Origin of the sequence: Luteimonas aquatica (genome assembly GCF_022662575.1) — a bacterium.
GTDB lineage: Bacteria > Pseudomonadota > Gammaproteobacteria > Xanthomonadales > Xanthomonadaceae > Luteimonas > Luteimonas aquatica.
Map to the genome: position 1 here is coordinate 180194 of NZ_JALBFU010000001.1, position 19975 is coordinate 200168.

A 19975-nucleotide genomic window follows, 5' to 3' on the forward strand; every position below is an offset into this window, starting at 1 on the left:
CGTCGTCATCGGTTCTTGTGAGGGCGACGGATGGGAATGCGCGGGATCGACAAGGCCGGCGAGGATGTCCTGAATCGTTCAGCTGATGTTGTGCCGCGAGCGCGGGCACGAAAAAAAGCCGGCGGAACCCATTCCGCCGGCTCGAAAGGGCCGAAGCCGGGCGACCGCTAGGGGCTGCGGACGAGGTAGGGCGTGGCGACGAAGGCCACGGCATCGCCGCTGGCCGCGTCGACCGCCTGCCCGGTGATCCGGCCGAAATCGTCGATGTCGTTGGCGGCGACGACGCTGCCGTGGAAAGCGGGGGAGAGCAGGGTATTGAGGTCGGTCATCCTGCCGTCCTGCCACAGGAAGCCGACGCAGGCGCCGGCGGCGTCGCATGACTGTCCGACCACCTGCCGCCATGCGTTGACGCCCAGCGCCTGGCTGTTGCCCTCGCCGCCGAGGGTGCCGAGGTTGCGGATCCTGCGTCCGGGCGACTTGAGGAAGGCGCGCGGATTGAACGCGGTGCCGTCGGCGGCGGAGCGGTTGGCGAAACCGACGATGTCGCCGTGCTGGTTGATCGCCATCGGCGTGTTCCAGGCGATGCCGCCGAAGTCGCCGATGTCGACCGGCCTGCCGTGCTCCCAGAGCACGTTGCGCCGCGCGCTGCGCCCGCCGACGGCGTTGGCGCAACTGCCGGAAATGCCGACCACCTGGCCGCGGTCGTTGAGCGCGGTGGCGGAACTGACCGAGTCGCCGGGCAACGGCGGCAGTTCGCGCAGCTCTCCGCGCCCGGGCCCCCAGAGCACGGCGCGGAACTGCAGCACCTGCGGCGCGATGCAGCTCGGATCGCGGACCCGGTTCTCGGCCCACCCGGCCACCTGGCCGAGGTTGTTGGCGCCGGCGGCGAAGCCGTGCGTGCCGCCGAGCGTGGGCAGCTCGGTCATCGCGCCGTTCTCCCATATGAAGCCGACGCAGCGCTTGCCGGCGCGGTTCGGGCCGGGGAAGAAGGAGTAGCAGCTCCAGCGCTCCCCGAGCGGATCGTCCTCGGCGGTCTGGGTGATGCCCGCGACGATCCCGCGCAGATTCTTCACCGGCCACAGCACCGCGCTGTTGGCGCCGGGGCCGCCGAGCGCACCGAGATCGGTGGCCCGGCCGCCGCGCCACAGGGTGGCGCGCACGGTCCGGTCGCCGGCGAGGTTGGACGTGCCCGTGGCCCAGCCGCGATCGTTGATGCCGGCGCCGGCGCTGGAGGAGCCGCCCAGCGCGGGGAGCACCGCGATGCGATAGCGCACCACGAAGGGATCGGCGCCGTGCGCGAGGCCGACGAAGAGCGCGGCCGTGGAGGCGGCCAGCAGAGCGGGCTTGCGGAAGCGGGTCATGGCGTCTCCTGTTCCGAATCGAGGGTTCAGGCATTCGAATCCGGTGCTTGAAGCCGATGCCTGGGCCGAACGGGACCGCAGCGACGGCGCGAGCCGTCGCGTGGGAATCGTGGAGCGGCTTGCGCGGCATCGACGCGCGATGCGCCAATGCCTTATGCCGCGATCGCGCGCGCGATGCTGGCCGTTTTCGGACAAGGACCCCGAGCGGAAATCGGCCAAACGGAAATCGGCCCAGTCCCGCCGCCGCGCGAGGCGGCGGCGGGACCGGCTCAGGCGCCGGCCGCCGCCTGAGCGTCCCTCGCGCGACGCGCCACGCGCCAGCCGAGCACCGCCGCGACCAGCAGCACCAGCGCCGCGATCAGGAAGGCCGCGCCGGGATGCGGGAACGGCGCGTCGGTGCCCACCGAGGCGGCATACACCGCGCCGAAGAACAGCGGCGAGAACACGCCGGCGATGCTGCCGACGCTGTTGTTGGCACCCTGCAGCTGGCCCTGCTCGGATTCCGACACGCGCTGGGTCATCAGCGACTGCAGCGTGGGCATCGCCAGCGCCCACAGCGCGTTGGGCAGCAGCGCCAGCGTGAACGCCAGCGCGTTCGGCGCCAGACCCATGCAGGCGATGCCCACGGTGCCCGCGAACAGGCCGAACACCATCACCTTGCGATCGCCGAAACGCTTGACCGCGTGGCCGGTCAGCACGCCCTGCACGAGTAGCTCTAGCACGCCTGCCAGCGCCAGCAGCATGCCGACCTGCCAGGCGCCCAGGCCGTAGCGGTGCCCGGCATAGAGCACGAACACCGCCGAGAACACGTGGTGGGCGAAGTAGAGCAGAAAGTTGACGGTGGCCAGGCCGGTGAGCTCCGGGTGCGATCCCAGCAGGCGCAATGCACCCAGCGGATTGGCGCGCCGCCAGGAGAAGGGCATGCGCCGCTCCTTGGGCAGCGACTCCGGCAGGATGAACAGGCCGTAGAGGAAGGCCAGGCCGCTCATCGCCGCGGCCGCCCAGAACGGCGCGCGCGGCGACCATTCGCCGAGCACGCCGCCCAGCAGCGGACCGGCGACGAAGCCGGCGCTGAAGGCCGCGCCGACCAGGCCGTAGCCGCGCGCGCGGTTCTCCGGCGTGGTGATGTCGGCCATGTAGGCGTAGACCGTGGTGAAGCTGGCGGAGGTGATGCCGGCGACGATGCGGCCCAGCGCCAGCCACCACAGGTTCGGCGCCACCGCCATCAGCAGGTAGTCGGCGGCCAGTCCCGCGGTCGAGAGCAGGATGACCGGGCGCCGGCCGTACTGGTCGGACAGCGAGCCGATGATCGGCGAGGCGACGAACTGCATCAGCGCCCAGAGCGCGACGAAGATGCCGTTGATGATGCCGGCGCGCGAGCTGGAGCCGGAGAATTGTTCGATGAGAGGCGGCAGGACGGGGATGACGATGCCCATCGCCACGATGTCGAGCATCGCGGTGACGAGGATGAACGCGATCGCCGCCTTGCCGGCGCGAAAGGTAGGAATGGACATGGCGTTGGATGTCTGGGAGGCGCACGGCGATGCCGCGCGCGAAAAAGGCGCTTCAGCGGGATTCGGAGCCGAAACGGATCGGCACTGAGCGAGTCAGCGCTGAGGGAGTCGGAGCCGGGAGAATCGGAGCCGAGGCGGGCGGGCCAGCGCGATGGGCTGGCGAGCGGCCTGAAGCGGGGCGGCCTGCGTCAGGCGCGGAGACGAACACTTTGCATGATGGCTTCCTCTGTGAAGCGGCGCCGATCATACACGAGCGCGATCGCCGAATGGAAGTGGGCGCGGCTGCGCCGGGAAATCCGCGCCGGCATCCCGCTGGGCAAACGTTCGGCGCCCGCCGCGCGGGCGCGATGCTCAGCTCGCCGGATCCACGCGCAGCACCAGCTTGCCGCGATGGCTGCCGTCGAACAGGCGGTTGAGCGCGAGCGGCGCGTTCTCCAGGCCATCGACCACGGTCTCCTCGGCCTTGAGCCTGCCCTCGCGCAGCCAGCCGCCCAGCGCCTGCACCGCTTCCTTGGCCTGCTTGTAGTCCAGGATCAGGAAGCCGCGGATGGTCAGGCGCTTGTAGATCGCGACGCTGAAGTCGTCGGCGGGACGTTCGTCGCTGTTGTAGCCGGCGATCACGCCGCACAGCGCCACGCGGCCGCCGATGACCATGCGCGAGAGCACCGCGCGCATGATCTCGCCGCCGACGTTCTCGAAATTCACGTGCACGCCGTCGGGCGTGGCGGCCTTGAGCGCCTGCTTCCAGTCGCCGGCCTTGTAGTCGACGGCCGCGTCGAAGCCCAGTTCCTCGACCAGGTAGCGGCATTTGTCGGCGCCGCCGGCGATGCCGACCACGCGCGCGCCGCGGATCTTGCCGATCTGCCCGGCGATCGAGCCGACCGAGCCGGCGGCCGCGGACACCACCAGGGTCTCGCCCGGCTGCACCGGCGCGATGTCGGTCAGGCCGTAGTAGGCGGTCATGCCGCTCATGCCGCAGGCGCCGAGCAGGGTCGGCAGAGGCAGCTGCTGCGCCTGCGCGCCCAGTTTCACGTAGCCCGACGCGGCCAGCTGCTTCTCGTGGAGCTGGGCGTAGTCCTGCCAGCCGAGCAGGCCCTGCACCAGGTCGCCCTCGGCATAGTGCGCCGACCGCGACGCCACGACGCGGCCGATGCCCAGCGCGCGCATCACCTCGCCGATGGCCACCGGCGGCAGGTACTGCGGGATGTCGCGCATCCAGACCCGCTGGGTCGGGTCCATGGACAGGTACAGCACGCGGATCAGCACCTCGCCGTCGCCGAGCTCGGGCAGGGGCTGCGCGACGAGGTCGAAGTCTTCGCGGCGCACGTCGCCCTCGGGACGGGTTTTCAGGCGCAGCTGGCGATTGCTCTCGGACATGGTCGGTCTCGCGTCTTGCGGGTCAGGAATGGAGGAAATCCAGCACGGCCGGCGTGAACGCGGCCGCCGATTCCACATTGGTCAGATGGCGGCCGGGGAGTTCGAGGTAGCGGCCGTCCGCGACCCCGTGGGCGATGCATTTCAGGTCGGCGGGCGTCGTGGTGGCGTCGTCGCGGCCGGCCACGGCCAGCAGCGGCGCGGCGATGTCCGCCAGTTCGGCGCGGAAGTCGGCGTCGATCAGGATCCCGCAATAGGCCGCGTAGACCTCGGGAGAGAGCGAACGCATCGTCGCGAGGATGGAGCGCACCCGTTCCGGATGCGCCTGGGCGAAGGCGTCGGTGAACCAGCGCGAGGGCGTCGCCTCGGCCACGGCGTCCATGCCCCGTTCGCGCACCAGGGCGATGCGCGAACGCCAGGCCTCGGCGCTGCCGATCTTCGCCGCGGTGCTGCACACCACCAGGCGGCCGATGCGCCGCGGGGCATGCAGGGCCAGCCATTGGCCGATCAGGCCGCCGAGCGAGAGGCCGCAGAAATGGACGCGCTCGGCATCGAGTGCATCGAGCAGCGCGAGCACGTCGCGGCCGAGGTCGGATACGGTCCAGGGCGGCGGCGGCGCGCTCGAACGCGCATGGCCGCGGCGGTCGTAGCGCAGGACGCGGAAGTCGCGCGAAAACGCCTCGATCTGTTCGTCCCACATGTGCAGGTCGGTGCCGATCGAGTTGCACAGCAGCAGCCAGGGACGCTTGCCGTCGCCGTCGATGCGGTAGTGCAGGCGATGCTGCGGCAGGTCGAGGAACGGCATGCGGAGGGTCCGGCAAAGAAGACGATGTTAGATGGCGCGCGCGCCGCCGTCGACGGTCAGCTCGGCCGCGGTGACGTAGCGGCTTTCGTCGCTGGCGAGGTAGATCGCCGCGTATGCCACGTCGTCCGGATCGCCCAGCCGGCGCATCGGGATGCCGCGCACCAGCTTGCGCGTGGCTTCCTCCTCGCCGAGCTGCCGGAAGAACGGCTCGACGATGCCGGTGCGGATGAAGGCCGGATGGATCGAATTGCAGCGCACGTCGATCTTCTGCCGCGCGCAGTCCACCGCGATCGACTTGCTGAGCGAGGCGACCGCGGCCTTGGAGGCGTTGTAGGCGGTGTAGTCGGGCTCGATCTTGAACGCGGCCAGCGAGGAGATGTTGACGATCGATCCGGGCTGGGCGGCGCGCAGATGGGGCAGGGCATGCTTGCAGCCGAACACGATGCTCTCCACGTTCACCGCCATCACCCGGCGCCACTCCTTCTGCTCGATGTGCTCCACGCCGCCCAGCGAGCCGGTGCCGGCATTGTTGACCAGCACCGACACGCCGCCCATCGCCGCGCTGGCCTCGCCGAGCAGGGACTGCCACAGCGCTTCGTCGCGCACGTCCTGGGCGGCGCTCCAGGCCACCTGCGTTCCGATCCCGGCATTGATGTCGGCGGCGACCTCGGCCGCACCCGCGCCGTCCAGGTCGGTGAGGAACAGCCTGGCGCCGTGTTCGGCGAAGCGGCGCGCGATGGCGCGGCCCAGGCCGCCGGCGGCGCCGGTGACGAAGGCCTGCTTGCCGGCCAGGCGCGGGGCGGGGGATGCGGTCATCGAGCGGACTCCGGAAGGGGGTGGGGACGAGGTCAGACGCAGAGGTAGCCGCCGTCGACGTTGAGGATCGCGCCGGTGGTGTAGGAGGAGGCGGCCGAGGCGAGATACAGCGCCGCGCCGGCCATTTCCGACGGCTGCGCCACCCGGCGCATCGGCACGTGCGCCAGCGCCAGCTTGAGGATCTCCGGCGTGTTCACCAGCACCGAGGCGAACTTGGTATCGGTGAGTCCGGGCAGCAGCGCGTTGCAGCGCACACCGGCGCCCGCGCATTCGACCGCGAAGGCCTTGGTCATCGAGATCACCGCCGCCTTGGTGATCGAATAGATGCCCTGCTGGAAGCCGGGCACCACGCCGTTGACCGAGGCGACGTTGACGATCGAGCCGCCGCCGCCGGCGGCCATGCGCCGGGCGGCGTGCGCGGACATGTAGAAGTAGCCGCGGATGTTGACGTCCACGGTCTTCTGGAACACGCCCGGATCGGTGTCGACGATCGGGCCGAAGTAGGGATTGGTCGCAGCGTTGTTGACCAGCACGTCGATGCGGCCGTGGCCGGCGTCGAGGCCGGCGAACAGCGCCTCGATCTGCGCCGGCTCGCCGATGTGGCAGGCCGCGGCCTCGGCGCTGCCGCCGGTACCGCGGATCTCGTCGGCCACCGTCTGGCAGTCCTCGCGCTTGCGGCTGGAGACGATCACGTGCGCGCCCTTGGCGGCGAGCAGCTTGGCGATCTCGGCGCCGATGCCGCGGCTGGCGCCGGTGACCACGGCGATCTTGCCGCCGAGGTCGAACGGGTCGGAAGGAGCGGAAGGCGTGGATCCGGTCATGGGCGTCGTCTCGCGTGCGGGCATGGGTCAGCGATAGGTGATCAGGGCCGCGTCGGCGGCCTCGGCCAGGTGCGGCCAGGCGTTGTAGGTGATCAGCTGCGGCGCGCCGCGCCCCAGGCGCACGCGGGTGATGCCGGTGTTCACCAGGTTCCAGCTCAGCGCGAAGGTGCGCTCGACCGGCGCGCCGAGCAGTTCGGTGGCGATCACCGCGATCGGTCCGCCGGACGTGAAGGCCCAGATCCCGCGCGCCGGGTGTTCGGCGAGCGCCTGCAATGCCTCCAGCGTTTCGCGGCGGAACGCCGGCCAGGTGCGTTCGTACTCGTGGTCGTGCCGGCCGCCGCTCCAGCGCGCGACCGCCTCGGCGAACATGCGCTGGAAGGCCCGGTGCGGGTCGGGCTGCCCGCGCAGCTCGCGCGCGAAGTCCTCGAAATCCCGCAGGTCGGGGCGATGGCGCTTGAGCACCTCGACATGGTCGAGCTCGTCCAGGCCCGCCAGCGTCAGGCGCGGCAGTCCGGCGAGGCCGGCCGCGTCCAGGCACAGCTCGGCGGTACGCGCATGGCGATGCAAGCGCCCGGTGGCGACCAGTTCGGCCCCGACGCCGCAGCGCGCGAGCCAGGCGCCCAGGCGGCGCGATTGCTCCTCGCCGGTGTCGGAGAGCCGGTCGTAGTCGGCCGCGCCGAAGCTGGCCTGTCCGTGGCGGATCAGCAGCAGGTCGGCCATCGTCTACAGCGCCGAGGCCGCGATCAGGCCGCGGCAACGCTGGCCGAGATACCGTACCGCGTGGCCGAACCCGGCGAACTGCGGATTGGTGGTCTGGCCGAGCACGTAGCGGCGGTAGATCTGCTGGATGATCACCATCAGGCGGAACAGGCCGAAGACCTCGTAGAAATCGAACACTCCGATGTCGCGGCCGGTGCGGCGCGCGTAGTGCTCGACGATTCCGCGCCGGCTGAGCATGCCCGGCGCGTTGCTCGGCTGCCGCCGGAACGTCTGGAAGGTCGCGTCGTCGTCGGCCTGCACCCAGTAGGCGAGCGAGCCGCCGAGGTCCATCAGCGGGTCGCCCAGGGTGGCCATCTCCCAGTCGAGCACGCCGACGATCGACAGCGGGTGCGCGGCGGACGCTGTGCCGAGCACGACGTTGTCGAAGCGGTAGTCGTTGTGGATGACGCAGATCGCGGTCTCGTGCGCCGGCCGCTTCGCCGCGAGCCAGGCCAGCACGTCTTCGCAGGCGTCGGTGCCGTCGGTGAGCGAGGCCGTCCAGCGCTCGCTCCAGCCGGCCACCTGGCGATGCACGTAGCCTTCGCCCTTGCCGAGCGCGGCGACGTCCGGGATGCCGGTGTCGATGCCGTGCAGTTCCACCAGGCGCTCGACGAACGCCTCGCACAGCCGCCGCACGCCGCCGGCGTCCAGGCCGAGTTCGGGCGGCAGATCGCGGCGCAGGATCACCCCGCGCAGGCGCTCCATGACGTAGAAATGCTGGCCGATCAGCCCGGCGTCTTCGCACACCGCCAGGATCGCCGGGACGGCCGGGTAGTGCGGCTTCAGCGCCGCCATCACCCGCGCCTCGCGCAGCATGTCGTGCGCGGACCGGGCCTTGGCGCCGGCGGGCGGGCGGCGCAGCACCAGCTCGCGCTCGCCGTAGCGCAGCAGGTAGGTGAGGTTGGAGGCGCCGCCGGGGAACTGCTGCAGTTCCGGCTGGCCGGCGAGCCCTTCGATGCGTTCCTTGAGAAAGGCGTCGACGCGCGCGAGGTCGAAGGCGTCCTCCTCGCGAACGGCGCGGGCCTGATCGATCGCGGCGTTCATGCCGCGGCGCCCAGTTGCCGCTTGATTTCCAGCTTGGCCACCACTGCGCGATGCACCTCGTCCGGGCCGTCGGCCAGGCGCAGCACGCGCGCGTAGGCGTACAGGGCCGCGAGCGGGAAATCGTTGGACAGGCCGGCCGCGCCATGCATTTGCATGGCGGCATCGGCGGCGCGCTGCGCCACCGCCGGCACCACCACCTTGATCTGCGAGACCAGGCTCAGGGCCGCCTTCGGCCCCTGCGTGTCGATGGTCCAGGCCGCTTTCAGGGTGAGCAGGCGCGCCTGTTCGATGGCCATGCGCAGATCGGCGACGAGGTCGGCATTGCCGCCCAGGCGGATCAGCGGCTGGCCGAAGGCCTGGCGGCTGGCGGCGCGCGCGCACAGCAGGGCGAGCGCGCGCTCGGCCGCGCCCAGGGCGCGCATGCAGTGATGGACGCGTCCCGGGCCCAATCGCCCCTGCGCGATCTCGAAGCCGCGCCCGGGGCCGAGCAGGATGTTGGCCGCCGGCAGGCGCACGTCGGCGAAGCTGACCTCGCCGTGCCCGAACGGCTCGTCGAAGGCGTTGAACACCGGCAGCATGCGTTCGATCTTCACGCCCGGCGCGTCGAGCGGGCAGATCACCATCGCGTGGCGGCGGTGCGTCTCGGCCTGCGGATCACTCAGTCCCATGAAGATCGCGAAGCGGCAGTGCGGATGGCCGATGCCCGTGGACCACCACTTGCGGCCGTTGAGCACCACCTCGTCGCCCTGCACGGCGGCGGTGGCCTGCATGTTGGTGGCGTCGGAGGAGGCGACCTGCGGCTCGGTCATGCAGAAGGCGGAGCGGATCTCGCCCGCGAGCAGCGGTGCCAGCCATTGCCGCTGCTGCTCCGGCGTGCCGTAGCGGGCCAGCACCTCCATGTTGCCGGTGTCGGGCGCGTTGCAGTTGAAGACCTCGGGCGCGAGGAAGGAATGGCCCATGATCTCGGCCAGCGGCGCGTAGTCGACGTTGCTCAGGCCAACGCCGTGCGCGGCGTCGGGCGTGGACGATGGGGGCGCCTCGGGCAGGAACAGGTTCCACAGGCCGGCGTCGCGCGCCTTGGCCTTCAGCGCTTCCATCACCGCGGGCTGCCGCCATCGCCGCCAATCCTCACCGCCGGCCAGTTCGGCGGCATAGGCCGATTCGGCCGGCAACACCTCCTCGCGCATGAAGCGGCCGAGGCGCTCGGCGAGTTCGCGGCAACGATCGGATGGGGCGAATTCCATGGCGCTGGCTCCGGTTGGCAGGGTCGAGCCTACGCCGCTTGCCATCATCGATGAAATGAATATGTTTCATGCCAGGTCATTCGCATGGATAATGGCTTGGTCTTCCTCGCCGGTATCGACCATGTCGCGTCGTCCCGAACCAGCCCGGTGTCCGGCTTCAACCTGGAGCAGGGCCAGCCTGGCCGGCCGCCGGGACGCGGTGCCGCGATGACCGGTCGCGAGAGCCGCGTCGATCTCAACCTGTTCCGCATCCTCGATGCGATCCATACCCATGGCGGCATCGGCGCGGCCGCGCGCGCGCTGCATCTCACCCAGCCGGCGGTCAGCCATGCGCTGAACCGCCTGCGCGCGCACTTCGACGACCCCTTGTTCGTGCGCCAGGGCAATCGGGTGTTTCCCACCGAACGCACACGCGCGGTGATCGCCGACGTGCAGGCGCACCTGAAGGGCCTGCAGGCCGTCTCGCGGCTGCGCGCCGACTTCGATCCGGCGGCCCTGGAGATGGAATTCGCCTTGGGCTTCCGCGACGCGCTGGAGCCGATCGTGCTGCCGCGGCTGCTCGCGCGCCTGGCCGCTTCGGCGCCGGGGCTGCGCCTGGTCAGCCGGCGCGTGGCGCTGGGCGAGCTCGAGCGCGAACTGGTCGCCGGCCGCATCGATCTGGCGGTCGATCGCCGGCTGCCGGTCGGCCCGCGCCTGGTCACCGAGTACCTGATCGAGGATTCGCTGGTGGTGGCGATGCGCCGCCGCCACGCGCTGGCCGCCGGCACGATGCGCCGCGCCGAGTACCTGGCGGCGCGGCACGTGGCGGTCTCTCCGCTCGGCGAGCCGCATACGCTCGACGTGCTGCTCGGACAGAGCGGCGTGTTCCGCGACATCCGCCTGGTCTGCCAGCACTATTTCGCCGCCTGCGAGGCGATCGCCGGCAGCGATCTGCTGCTGACCCTGCCGCTGTCCTATGCGCAGCACCTGTCGGAGCGCGTGCCGATCCTGGTTCGGCCGCTGCCGCTGCGGGTGAGGCCGTTTCCGATCCTGGGCTACTGGCACGAGTCGCGCCAGCACGATCAGGCGCATGCCTGGTTGCGCGGGCAGGTGGGCGAGATCATCCGTGGCGAGCCGGGGATGCGGCGCACGTCCAGGCGCACTCCCGCGCGCCCTGCCTGATGCACGCTCCGCGCCGTCGGTGTGCCAACCGAACCGCTCCGTCATGACCCGCCGCAGGCCGCTCATGATGCGGCGCGGCATGTGCTAGCGTCTCGCTAGGGGGCGATTCCGGAGGCGCCGCCGCTTCCGGAAGGCGCGCGCCGGCGTCCGCATCGTCATGCGTGCCGCCTTGTCCCGGGAAAGGCATCGATCGCGGCGGCATTCGACGGAGGACATCCGCATGAAAGGAATTGCAACAGGCGCGGCATTGGCGCTTTTCGTCGCAGCGATGAGTGCGGCGGCGCCGGTGGCGGCCGAGCCGACCTATGCGTGCACGGCGGACACGGAAGGGCATCTGTTTCTGGTGCCTTACGACCATCCCGGCGACCCCGGCGCCTACTATCAGTGCCGCGGCGGGGCATGGCGCCTGATCGGAGTGTGCACGCCCGGCGCAGGCTGCCCGCAACCGCCGGATCCGGACGGGCCGGGCGTCGAGACCTAGCGGTTCCTCGCGGCCGCCGAGCGTCGCCGGAGGCGGGATCCCTGCGCGGATCCCGCCGCTTGCGCGCGAAGCGGACCAGGCGGGGCGGAGCGCGGCACCGTCAGTACAGCACCCGCGTCTTCAGCGTTCCCGGAATCTCCGCCAGCGCCGTGCGCAGCTCTCCCGCCTGCGCCTGGTCGGCGGTCACGTCGATCACCACGTAGCCGACCTTGGCGTCGGTGCGCAGGAACTGCCCGTCGATGTTGATGTTGCGCTTGCTGAAGAGGTCGTTGATCTGCGACAGCACGCCCGGCACGTTGCGGTGGATGTGCAGCAGGCGATGGCTGGCCGCGTGCTCGGGCAGCGTCACCTCGGGGAAGTTCACCGCCGAGAGCGTGCTGCCGTTGTCGCTGTAGCGCACCAGCTTGGCGGCGACTTCCACGCCGATGTTGTCCTGCGCCTCCAGCGTGCTGCCGCCCACGTGCGGGGTGAGGATCGCGTTCTCGCGCCCGCGCAGCGCCGATTCGAAAGGATCGCCGTTGCCCTTGGGTTCCACCGGGAACACGTCCACGGCGGCGCCGCCGACCTGGCCTGACTGCAGGGCCTCGGCCAGCGCGTCGATGTCGACCACGGTGCCGCGCGAGGCATTGATCAGGTGCGCGCCGGGCCGCATCCGCGCGATCTGCCGGGCGCCGAACATCAGCCTGGTGGCGGGGGTTTCCGGCACGTGCAGGGTCACCACGTCCGAGCGCTGCAGCAGGTCGTCCAGATCGACGGAGGGCCGCGCGTTGCCGAGCGAGAGCTTGGTCTCGATGTCGTGGAAGAGCACCTGCATGCCCAGCGCCTCGGCCAGCACGCCGACCTGGGTGCCGATGTGGCCGTAGCCGACGATGCCCAGGGTCTTGCCGCGCGCCTCGTGGCTGCCGGCGGCGCTCTTCGACCAGCCGCCGCGATGGCATTCGGCGGATTTCTGCGGGATGCCGCGCAGCAGCATGATGGCCTCGGCCACCACCAGTTCGGCGACGCTGCGCGTGTTGGAGTAGGGGGCGTTGAACACCGGGATGCCGGCCAGCTCGGCCGCCTCGGTGTCGACCTGGTTGGTGCCGATGCAGAAGCAACCCACGGCCAGCAGGCGTCTGGCCTCGGCCAGCACCTCGGCGCTGAGGTGGGTGCGCGAGCGGATGCCGACGAAGTGGGCGTCGGCGATGCGGCGCTTGAGCTCGTCCTCGGGCAGCGACTTGGCGTGCTGCTCGATCTGGGTGTAGCCGGCGGCCTGGAAGGTCTCGACGGCGGTCTGGCTGATGCCTTCCAGCAGGAGGATGCGGATGTCGCGCTTGGGGTAGGAGGTTTTTTTCATCTTCTTTCGATAGGGGATGGCGGCATATGCATCTGCATCGCTTTGGCAGGGGCGAAGCGTTTCGTCCGCTGTCGCGGACGAGTTCATTTCTTTTGAAAGGCGTCAAAAGAAACGAACCAAAGAAAAACGCCTTCCCGACGAGTCAGTCCCATCGCTTCGCCGCTATCGGGATTTTTCGACTCGCCATCCTGGCTCGGTCGAAAAACGGCGCACATCCTGTACGCCGCCCTTCGGGTCTGCGATCAGTCCCTCCGCTTCGGATTCCTGGCGGCGAAGAGCAGAAGCAGAAGGTTGGGGCGGCGCGCGTCCCCATGGAGTGTGCCAGCAAATCCGGGTTTTTGCTGCACTGCCGCACTGGACGCCGACCGGGCCGGCTGGCACGCTGGCTCTCCCGCCGATGCCTCCGATCCCATGGCCGACCCGCGTCTCGATTCCCTGCTGCAGGCCGTGCCGGGGCTGCGCCTGAAAACCGATCCGGCCGACCTGGAACACTACGGCCGCGACTGGACCCGGCGCTGGACGCCGGCGCCGCTGGCGGTGGCGCTGCCCGCGGACGCCGGCCAGGTGCAGGCCGTGGTGCGCTGGGCGGGTGCGAACGGGGTCGGTGTCGTTCCCTCGGGCGGGCGCACCGGATTGTCCGGCGGGGCGGTGGCCGCCGACGGCGAGCTGGTGCTGAGCATGGAGCGGATGAACCGCGTGCTCGGCTTCGATCCCATCGACCGCACCCTGACCGTGCAGCCGGGCATCGCCCTTCAGGCGGTGCACGAGGCCGCCCGCGAGCACGGGCTGGTCTATCCGGTCGACTTCGCCGCGCGCGGCTCCTGCAGCATCGGCGGCAACATCGCCACCAACGCCGGCGGCATCCGCGTGATCCGCTACGGCAACACCCGCGAATGGGTCGCCGGACTGAAGCTGGTGACCGGGACGGGAGCGCTGGTCGACCTCAACCGCGGCCTGATCAAGAATTCCAGCGGCTACGACCTGCGGCACCTGGCCATCGCCTCCGAGGGCACGCTCGGCGTGATCGTGGAGGCGACGCTGCGGCTGACCGACCCGCCGCCGCCGACCAACGTGATGCTGCTGGCGCTGCCCTCGTTCCAGGTGCTGATGCAGGTGTATGCCGCCCTGCGCGAACGCCTGCAGCTGGAGGCGTTCGAGTTCTTCACCGATCGCGCGCTGCACCACGTGCTCGCCCACGGCGCGCAGGCGCCGTTCGCCGAGATCCATCCGTATTACGTGGTCACCGAGTTCGCGACCGGCGACGAGCGCCAGGAAGCGCGGGTGCTGGAAGCCTTCGAGCACTGCATGGACAGCGGCTGGGTCAGCGACGGGGTGATCAGCCAGAGCGAGGCGCAGGCCGCGCAGCTGTGGCGCCTGCGCGAGGGCATCACCGAGAGCCTGGCGCGCCACAAGCCGTACAAGAACGACGTCTCGGTGCGGATCTCGCGGATGCCGGCATTCCTGGAACAAACGCAGGCGCTGCTCGGGCGGGAGTACCCGCATTTCGACGTGGTCTGGTTCGGCCACATCGGCGACGGCAACCTGCACATCAACGTGCTCAAGCCCGACGGTTTGGAGGACGCCGTCTTCCTGACGCAGTGCGAGCATGTCACCAGGCTGCTGGCGGCGACGCTGGAGGAGCACGGCGGCAGCATTTCCGCCGAGCACGGCATCGGCCTGGTCAAGAAGCCGTACCTGTCCTGCACCCGCGGCGCGGAGGAGATCGCCCTGATGCGCGGGATCAAGCGGGTGCTCGATCCGTCCGGCATCATGAATCCCGGAAAGCTGTTCGACCGATAGCGCTGCCGCGGCGGAGCGGCGCGCGCGCCGCGATGATCCGTTCGCGCCATGGATTTCGAGTTGAGGGTTGGCTGTGCTCCCGATCGCGGGAGGCACGGCCCTCGCATCCATTCGACACATCCATGGGAGAACAGTCGTGAAATATCCGATTCTCGGCGCGATGGCGCTGATGGCTTCCTGCCTGTTCGCGCCGACGCAGGCGCGCGCGGACTCCGTCTACCTGGAATGCACGGACGGCAACTATTGCTACACGGACCGGCCGGGTCCCGCGCACGACAGGATCGAGTGGGCCATCGATCCGCAGGGAACCGATGCGGTGATCCCCTACAACTGCACCAACAAGTATTCCTGTTCCTTCTACTGCCCCCGGCGCGGCGGGCTGATCAAGGCCACCGTCGGCTTCTACCTGAACCATCAGGCCACCGGCACGGCGACCACCACCGGGCCTTGCTACTAGTGGGCCATTAGTGGGCCATCGAACGCGAGTCGGGACATCCGGCGCGTCGGGAAGGCGGGCGCCGCGCCCGATGCCTGCCCATGCCTCGCGACGAGGCATGGGTTCGAGCCGCGGGCGTTCAGTCCGCGCGTCCGCCGAACTCGCCCGTGGTGGTGTTCACCCACACCCGCTCGCCGTTGCCGATGTACTCGGGCACCTGGATTTCCAGGCCGGTGCTGAGCCTGGCCGGCTTGGGCCGCTTGGTGGCGGTGCCGCCCTTGAGCTCGGGCGGGGTCTCGACCACTTCCAGCACCACGCTCTGCGGCAGCTGCACGGCCACCGGCTGCTCGTCGATCACCTGCACGTAGCAGCCGCTCAGTCCGTCGGTGATGTAGCCGGCGGCATCGCCGACCACGTCGGCGTCGAGGGTGTAGGGGGTGAAGTCCTCGTCGTCCATGAACACGAACGCCTCGCCGTCCTTGTACGAGAAGCTGGCCTGGCGGCGCAGCAGGTCGACTTCCTTGAGCTCGTCGTCGGCGTCGAAGCTGGCGTCGGTCTTGTTGCCGCCGGGCACGCTGTACATGACGAAACGGAAGCGCACGTTGCCGCCGCGGCCCTGCGGCGAGCTGCGCTCGATGTCGCGCACCTGGTACACGCCGTTGTTGTGTTCGACCACGTTTCCTTTCTTGACGTCGTAGGCTTTCATCGGATTGGGTTCTTGGAGGGAAATGGGCAAGGCGCGTCGAATCCCGCGCGTCATCCGGGCCCGGCCCGGACGACGCGGAAGATCACTTCGGCGCCAGGCGCGTGGCGCCGTCGATGCGGATGGTCTCGCCGTTGAGGTAGCGGTTGCCGAGGATGTAGGCGACCAGGTCGGCGAACTCCTCCGGACGGCCGAGCCGCGAGGGGAAGGGGATGGAGGCGGACAGCGACTGCTGCACTTCCTCGCTCATGCCGTCGACCATCGGCGTCCAGAACACGCCCGGCGCGACGGTCATCACGCGGATGCCGAAGCGCGAGAGCTCGCGCGCCATCGGCAGGGTCATGCCGACCACGCCGCCCTTGGACGCGGAATAGGCGGCCTGGCCGATCTGGCCCTCGTAGGCGGCCACGGAGGCGGTGTTGACGATCACGCCGCGCTCGCCGTCCTCGCCCGCCTCGTTGCCCTGCATCACGGCCGCGGCCGCCTTGGCGACGTTGAAGCTGCCGACCAGGTTGACCAGCACCGTGGTCTGGAACTGCGACAGCGGCATCGGGCCCTCGCGGCCGAGCACGCGCCCGGCGCCGAGGATGCCGGCGCAGTTGATGGCGGCGTTGAGGCCGCCGAAGAAGTCGCGCGCGGCGGCGATGTTGGCGGCGACGCCGGCCTCGTCGGTCACGTCGGTCTTGAAGTAGCGGGCCTTGTCGGCGCCGAGTCCGGCGACGGCGGCCGCGCCCTTGTCGTCGTTGACGTCGAACAGCGCGACCTTGCCGCCGTGGGCGACCAGGTGCTGGGCGACGGCCAGGCCGAGGCCGGAAACGCCGCCGGTGACGACGGCGCGGGTGGCTGCGAGCTGCATGGGCGATCCTGCGGGGAAAACGCCCATTTTAGCCCAGAGCCGCGACGATCCCGCGACGGCGGGCGCTATGCCGCCGAGCGGGCGCGGGTCACCTTGCTGCTGGTCTCGTGGCCGAGCAGGGCGGCGAGCCAGCGCCCGGTCTCGACGAGGACCTCGAGGTCCACGCCGGTCGCGATGCCCATGCCGTGCAGCATGTAGACCACGTCCTCGCTGGCGACGTTGCCGGTGGCGCCCTTGGCGTAGGGGCAGCCGCCGGTGCCCGAGACCGCCGAATCCACCACCGCCACGCCTTCCTCCAGGCAGGCCAGGATGTTGGCCAGCGCCTGCCCGTAGGTGTCGTGGAAATGCACCGCCAGCGCCGGCATCGGCACCGCCTCGGCCACCGCCAGCAGCATCGCCCGCGCCTTGGCGGGTGTGCCGACGCCGATGGTGTCGCCGAGCGAGACCTCGTAGCAGCCCATCGCGTGCAGCGCGCGCGCCACGCGCACCACGTCGGCCACCGGCACCTCGCCCTGGTAGGGGCAGCCGAGCACGGTGGACACGTAGCCGCGCACCGCCACGCCGTCGGCCCTGGCGCGCGCCACCACCGGCTCGAAGCGCGCCAGCGACTCGTCGATCGAGGCGTTGATGTTCTTCCTGTTGAAGGCTTCCGAGGCCGCGGTGAAGACGGCGATCTCCTCGGCGCCCACCGCGCGCGCGCGGTCGTAGCCCTGCTCGTTGGGCACCAGCACCGGATAGCGCACGCCGGGCCGGCGGGCGATGCCGGCGAACACCTCGGCGGCATCGGCCAGCTGCGGCACCCATTTCGGGCTGACGAAGCTGGTGGCCTCCACGGTCTGCAGGCCGGTGGCGCCCAGCCGGTCGATCAGTTCGATCTTCGCCGCGGCGGGGATGACGGTTTTTTCGTTCTGCAGCCCGTCGCGCGGGCCGACCTCGACGATGCGGACGTGGGTGGGAAGTGCCATGGCGGACTCGGTCGATGCGTGGGTTCATGGCCCTCGCCCGTACGGCGGGAGAGGGGTGTCCAAGGAAGACGTGTGGGCGCGGGGCTCAGGTTTCCAGCAGCACCAGCGCGGTATCCGCCTCGACGAAGTCGCCCGCCGCGGCGCGCAGCTCGGCGACCTTGCCGTCGCGCGGCGCCTTGAGCGCCAGTTCCATCTTCATCGCCTCCATCACCAGCAGCTCCTGGCCCTGCGAGACGGCGTCGCCCGGCGCGACCTTGACCAGCACGATGCGTCCGGGCATCGGCGCCTTGAGCTGGTCGCCGCCGCCGGCGTCGGCCGCATGCTCGGGCTCGTAGGCGGGCACGCGCGCGTAGCGGCGGCGCCGCTCGCCGTCGTGCAGCAGCACGCGATGCTCGTCGGCCTCGACGCGATAGCCGCGCGCCTGGTCGTCGAAGCGGGCGCTCAGCCGCGTGCCGCCGTCGGCCTCGCCGTCCAGGCGCGCGCCGCGCACGTCCGCGGCGCGATCCCCGTATTCGATGCGGTAGTCGCCGGCGGCGCCGCTGGCGAGCACGAGGTGGCGCGTCTCGCCCTCGCGCAGCACCAGGCGGCGCTGCCCGGCGTGCCCCAGCCGCCAGCCGGAGGCCTCGGCCCAGGGCGAATGGGGGTCGCCGCTGGCGGCGGCCAGCGCGCGCGTGGCCGCCTCGTCGCGCAGCAGCGCGACCGTGGCCGCGGCGATCACCGCGTCGGCCTCGCCGGTGCCGCCGCTGTCGCCGACGAACTCGTCGAGGTGGCGATCCAGGTAGCCGGTGTCGATCCGGCCGTCGACCACCGCCGGGTGCCGCGCCAGGCGCTCGAGGAAGGCGATGTTGGACTTCGGCCCCTCCACCTCGCAGTTCGCCAGCGCATCGCGCAGGCGGGCGAGGGCGCGCGGCCGGTCCTCGTCGTAGACGATGAGCTTGGCGATCATCGGATCGTAGAAGATCGTCACCGTATCGCCCTCGACCACGCCCGAGTCGATGCGCGCATGCGCCGACGGCGGCGGCAGGCGCAGCCGCTGCAGGCGCCCCGAGCCCGGCAGGAAGCCCGCGTCGGGATCTTCCGCATAGAGCCGCACCTCGATGGCATGGCCGCGCTGGACGATCTCGTCCTGCGCCAGCGGCAGCGGCTCGCCGGCGGCGATGCGCAGCTGCCATTCGACCAGGTCGAGCCCGGTGACCAGTTCGGTGACCGGATGCTCCACCTGCAGGCGCGTGTTGATCTCCATGAAATAGAAGCCGCCGTCCGGAGCGACGATGAACTCCACCGTGCCGGCATTGGCGTAGTCGATCGCGTGCGCGGCCTGCACCGCCGCCGCGCCCATCGCCGCGCGCAGCTCCGGGGTGAGGAAGGGCGAGGGCGATTCCTCCAGCACCTTCTGGTAGCGGCGCTGCGCCGAGCACTCGCGCTCGAACAGGTGCAGGGCATTGCCGTGGTTGTCGCCGAAGACCTGGATCTCGATGTGTCGGGGCTGCTCGATGTAGCGCTCCAGCAGCACGCGGTCGCGGCCGAAGGCGTTGCGCGCCTCGCGCTGGCAGCTTTCCAGGTTGGGCAGGAATTCGCCGGCGCCGCGCACGATGCGCATGCCCTTGCCGCCGCCGCCGTGCGCGGCCTTGATCATCAGCGGGAAGCCGATGCGTTCGGCCTCGCGCGCCAGCGTCGTCGCGTCCTGGTCCTCGCCGGTGTAGCCGGGCACCACCGGCACGCCCGCGGCCTGCATCAGCTCCTTGGCGCCGGCCTTGCTGCCCATCTTGCGCATCGAGGCCGCCTTCGGCCCGATGAAGACCAGCCCGGCCGCCTCCACCGCGTCGGCGAAGTCGGCGTTCTCGCTGAGGAAGCCGTAGCCGGGGTGGATCGCCTGCGCGCCGCTGCGCCTGGCCGCTTCCAGGATGGCCTCGCCGCGCAGGTAGCTGTCGGCCGGCCGCGGGCCGCCGATCGGCCAGGCCTCGTCGGCCTGGCGCACGTGCTGCGCGTCGGCGTCGGCGTCCGAGTACACCGCCACCGTGTGGATGCCGAGCCGGCGCGCGGTGCGGATGACGCGGCAGGCGATTTCGCCGCGGTTGGCGATCAGGATCTTGTCGAACATGGGGGCCCTAGGCTTCCGGCGCGTGGCAGACGGCTTCGATGTTGTGGCCGTCCGGATCGAGCACGAACGCGCCGTAGTAGTGGGGATGGTAATGCGGCCGCAGTCCCGGCGCGCCGTTGTCGCGGCCGCCGGCGGCGAGCGCGGCCGCGTGGAAGGCGTCGACCTGGGCGCGCGAGCCGGCGGCGATGGCCACGTGCATGCGCCCGCGCAGCGCTTGCCCGCTGCCGATCCAGAACCAGGGCTTGCCGCTGCTGCCGTAGCCGACGTGCGCGTCGCCGCCGCTCATCTCCGGCGTCACCTCCAGGATCGGCACCACGCCCAGCGGCGCCAGCGCGCGCTCGTAGAACGCCTTGCTGCGCGCGAAATCCGCCACCGGGAAGCCGACGTGATCGAGCATG

General features: G+C 70.7%; 19 protein-coding genes. 4 read left to right on the top strand and 15 right to left on the bottom strand.

Annotation, left to right across the window (positions count from 1 at the left end; all coding sequences use genetic code 11):
• Positions 1-167 precede the first annotated feature (167 nt).
• The 9 genes from MD221_RS00825 to MD221_RS00865 all read right to left on the bottom strand — a co-directional run bounded on the left by MD221_RS00825 (position 168) and on the right by MD221_RS00865 (position 9738).
• Positions 168-1361 carry a hypothetical protein gene (locus tag MD221_RS00825; RefSeq protein ID WP_242107058.1) on the bottom strand — a complete coding sequence of 398 codons (1194 nt, stop codon included), beginning with the start codon at positions 1359-1361 and terminating at the stop codon, positions 168-170.
• Positions 1362-1630: 269 nt separating this feature from the next.
• The gene (locus tag MD221_RS00830) at positions 1631-2875 is read right to left on the bottom strand and encodes a TCR/Tet family MFS transporter (RefSeq protein WP_242107060.1); all 1245 of its coding nucleotides are present in this window, start codon (positions 2873-2875) and stop codon (positions 1631-1633) included.
• A 351-nt stretch (positions 2876-3226) separates the two neighbouring features.
• Complete coding sequence (locus MD221_RS00835; protein WP_242107061.1) at positions 3227-4252, bottom strand: NADP-dependent oxidoreductase; 1026 nt, start codon at positions 4250-4252, stop codon at positions 3227-3229.
• A gap of 22 nt (positions 4253-4274) precedes the next feature.
• Positions 4275-5054 (bottom strand): 3-oxoadipate enol-lactonase, encoded by a 780-nt coding sequence (gene pcaD, locus MD221_RS00840; protein WP_242107064.1) that lies wholly within the window; start codon positions 5052-5054, stop codon positions 4275-4277.
• 27 nt (positions 5055-5081) lie between these two features.
• A complete protein-coding gene (locus MD221_RS00845) occupies positions 5082-5870 on the bottom strand; it encodes an SDR family oxidoreductase (RefSeq protein WP_242107066.1) in 789 nt (262 codons plus the stop codon).
• A 32-nt stretch (positions 5871-5902) separates the two neighbouring features.
• Positions 5903-6691, bottom strand: a complete 789-nt coding sequence (locus tag MD221_RS00850; protein WP_242107068.1) for an SDR family oxidoreductase — start codon at positions 6689-6691, stop codon at positions 5903-5905.
• Positions 6692-6718: 27 nt separating this feature from the next.
• Positions 6719-7411, bottom strand: coding sequence for a histidine phosphatase family protein (locus tag MD221_RS00855; protein WP_242107069.1), 693 nt, complete (start codon positions 7409-7411; stop codon positions 6719-6721).
• 3 nt (positions 7412-7414) lie between these two features.
• A complete protein-coding gene (locus MD221_RS00860) occupies positions 7415-8494 on the bottom strand; it encodes a phosphotransferase family protein (RefSeq protein WP_242107070.1) in 1080 nt (359 codons plus the stop codon).
• Positions 8491-9738 carry an acyl-CoA dehydrogenase family protein gene (locus MD221_RS00865; protein WP_242107071.1) on the bottom strand — a complete coding sequence of 416 codons (1248 nt, stop codon included), beginning with the start codon at positions 9736-9738 and terminating at the stop codon, positions 8491-8493. The genes MD221_RS00860 and MD221_RS00865 overlap by 4 nt, the downstream gene beginning before the upstream one ends.
• 84 nt (positions 9739-9822) lie before the next feature.
• Here MD221_RS00865 and MD221_RS00870 point away from each other — a divergent pair, with 84 nt between their 5' ends.
• Positions 9823-10899 carry a LysR family transcriptional regulator gene (locus tag MD221_RS00870; protein WP_242107072.1) on the top strand — a complete coding sequence of 359 codons (1077 nt, stop codon included), beginning with the start codon at positions 9823-9825 and terminating at the stop codon, positions 10897-10899.
• A 220-nt stretch (positions 10900-11119) separates the two neighbouring features.
• The gene (locus MD221_RS00875; protein ID WP_242107073.1) at positions 11120-11380 is read left to right on the top strand and encodes a hypothetical protein; all 261 of its coding nucleotides are present in this window, start codon (positions 11120-11122) and stop codon (positions 11378-11380) included.
• A gap of 100 nt (positions 11381-11480) precedes the next feature.
• Here the strand turns inward: MD221_RS00875 and serA are convergent, their stop codons facing one another.
• Entirely contained in the window at positions 11481-12716 is a 1236-nt protein-coding gene (serA, locus tag MD221_RS00880; protein WP_242107075.1) for a phosphoglycerate dehydrogenase, read from the bottom strand.
• Between the two features lie 411 nt (positions 12717-13127).
• Here serA and MD221_RS00885 point away from each other — a divergent pair, with 411 nt between their 5' ends.
• Together MD221_RS00885 and MD221_RS00890 are read left to right on the top strand one after the other, a co-directional pair.
• On the top strand, positions 13128-14516 hold the full coding sequence (locus tag MD221_RS00885; RefSeq protein WP_242107077.1) for an FAD-binding oxidoreductase: 1389 nt from the start codon (positions 13128-13130) through the stop codon (positions 14514-14516).
• Positions 14517-14652: 136 nt separating this feature from the next.
• Positions 14653-14973 carry a hypothetical protein gene (locus MD221_RS00890; protein ID WP_242107079.1) on the top strand — a complete coding sequence of 107 codons (321 nt, stop codon included), beginning with the start codon at positions 14653-14655 and terminating at the stop codon, positions 14971-14973.
• A gap of 118 nt (positions 14974-15091) precedes the next feature.
• Here the strand turns inward: MD221_RS00890 and yeiP are convergent, their stop codons facing one another.
• The 5 genes from yeiP to MD221_RS00915 form a co-directional block, all read right to left on the bottom strand.
• The gene (yeiP, locus tag MD221_RS00895) at positions 15092-15658 is read right to left on the bottom strand and encodes an elongation factor P-like protein YeiP (protein WP_242107081.1); all 567 of its coding nucleotides are present in this window, start codon (positions 15656-15658) and stop codon (positions 15092-15094) included.
• Positions 15659-15740: 82 nt separating this feature from the next.
• Positions 15741-16511, bottom strand: a complete 771-nt coding sequence (locus tag MD221_RS00900; protein ID WP_242107083.1) for an SDR family NAD(P)-dependent oxidoreductase — start codon at positions 16509-16511, stop codon at positions 15741-15743.
• Between the two features lie 65 nt (positions 16512-16576).
• On the bottom strand, positions 16577-17476 hold the full coding sequence (locus MD221_RS00905) for a hydroxymethylglutaryl-CoA lyase (RefSeq protein ID WP_242107085.1): 900 nt from the start codon (positions 17474-17476) through the stop codon (positions 16577-16579).
• Positions 17477-17561: 85 nt separating this feature from the next.
• Positions 17562-19577: an acetyl/propionyl/methylcrotonyl-CoA carboxylase subunit alpha gene (locus MD221_RS00910; protein WP_242107087.1), complete on the bottom strand. Its 2016-nt coding sequence runs from the start codon at positions 19575-19577 to the stop codon at positions 17562-17564.
• A gap of 7 nt (positions 19578-19584) precedes the next feature.
• Complete coding sequence (locus MD221_RS00915) at positions 19585-19974, bottom strand: VOC family protein (RefSeq protein WP_242107089.1); 390 nt, start codon at positions 19972-19974, stop codon at positions 19585-19587.
• Position 19975: the final 1 nt, after the last annotated feature.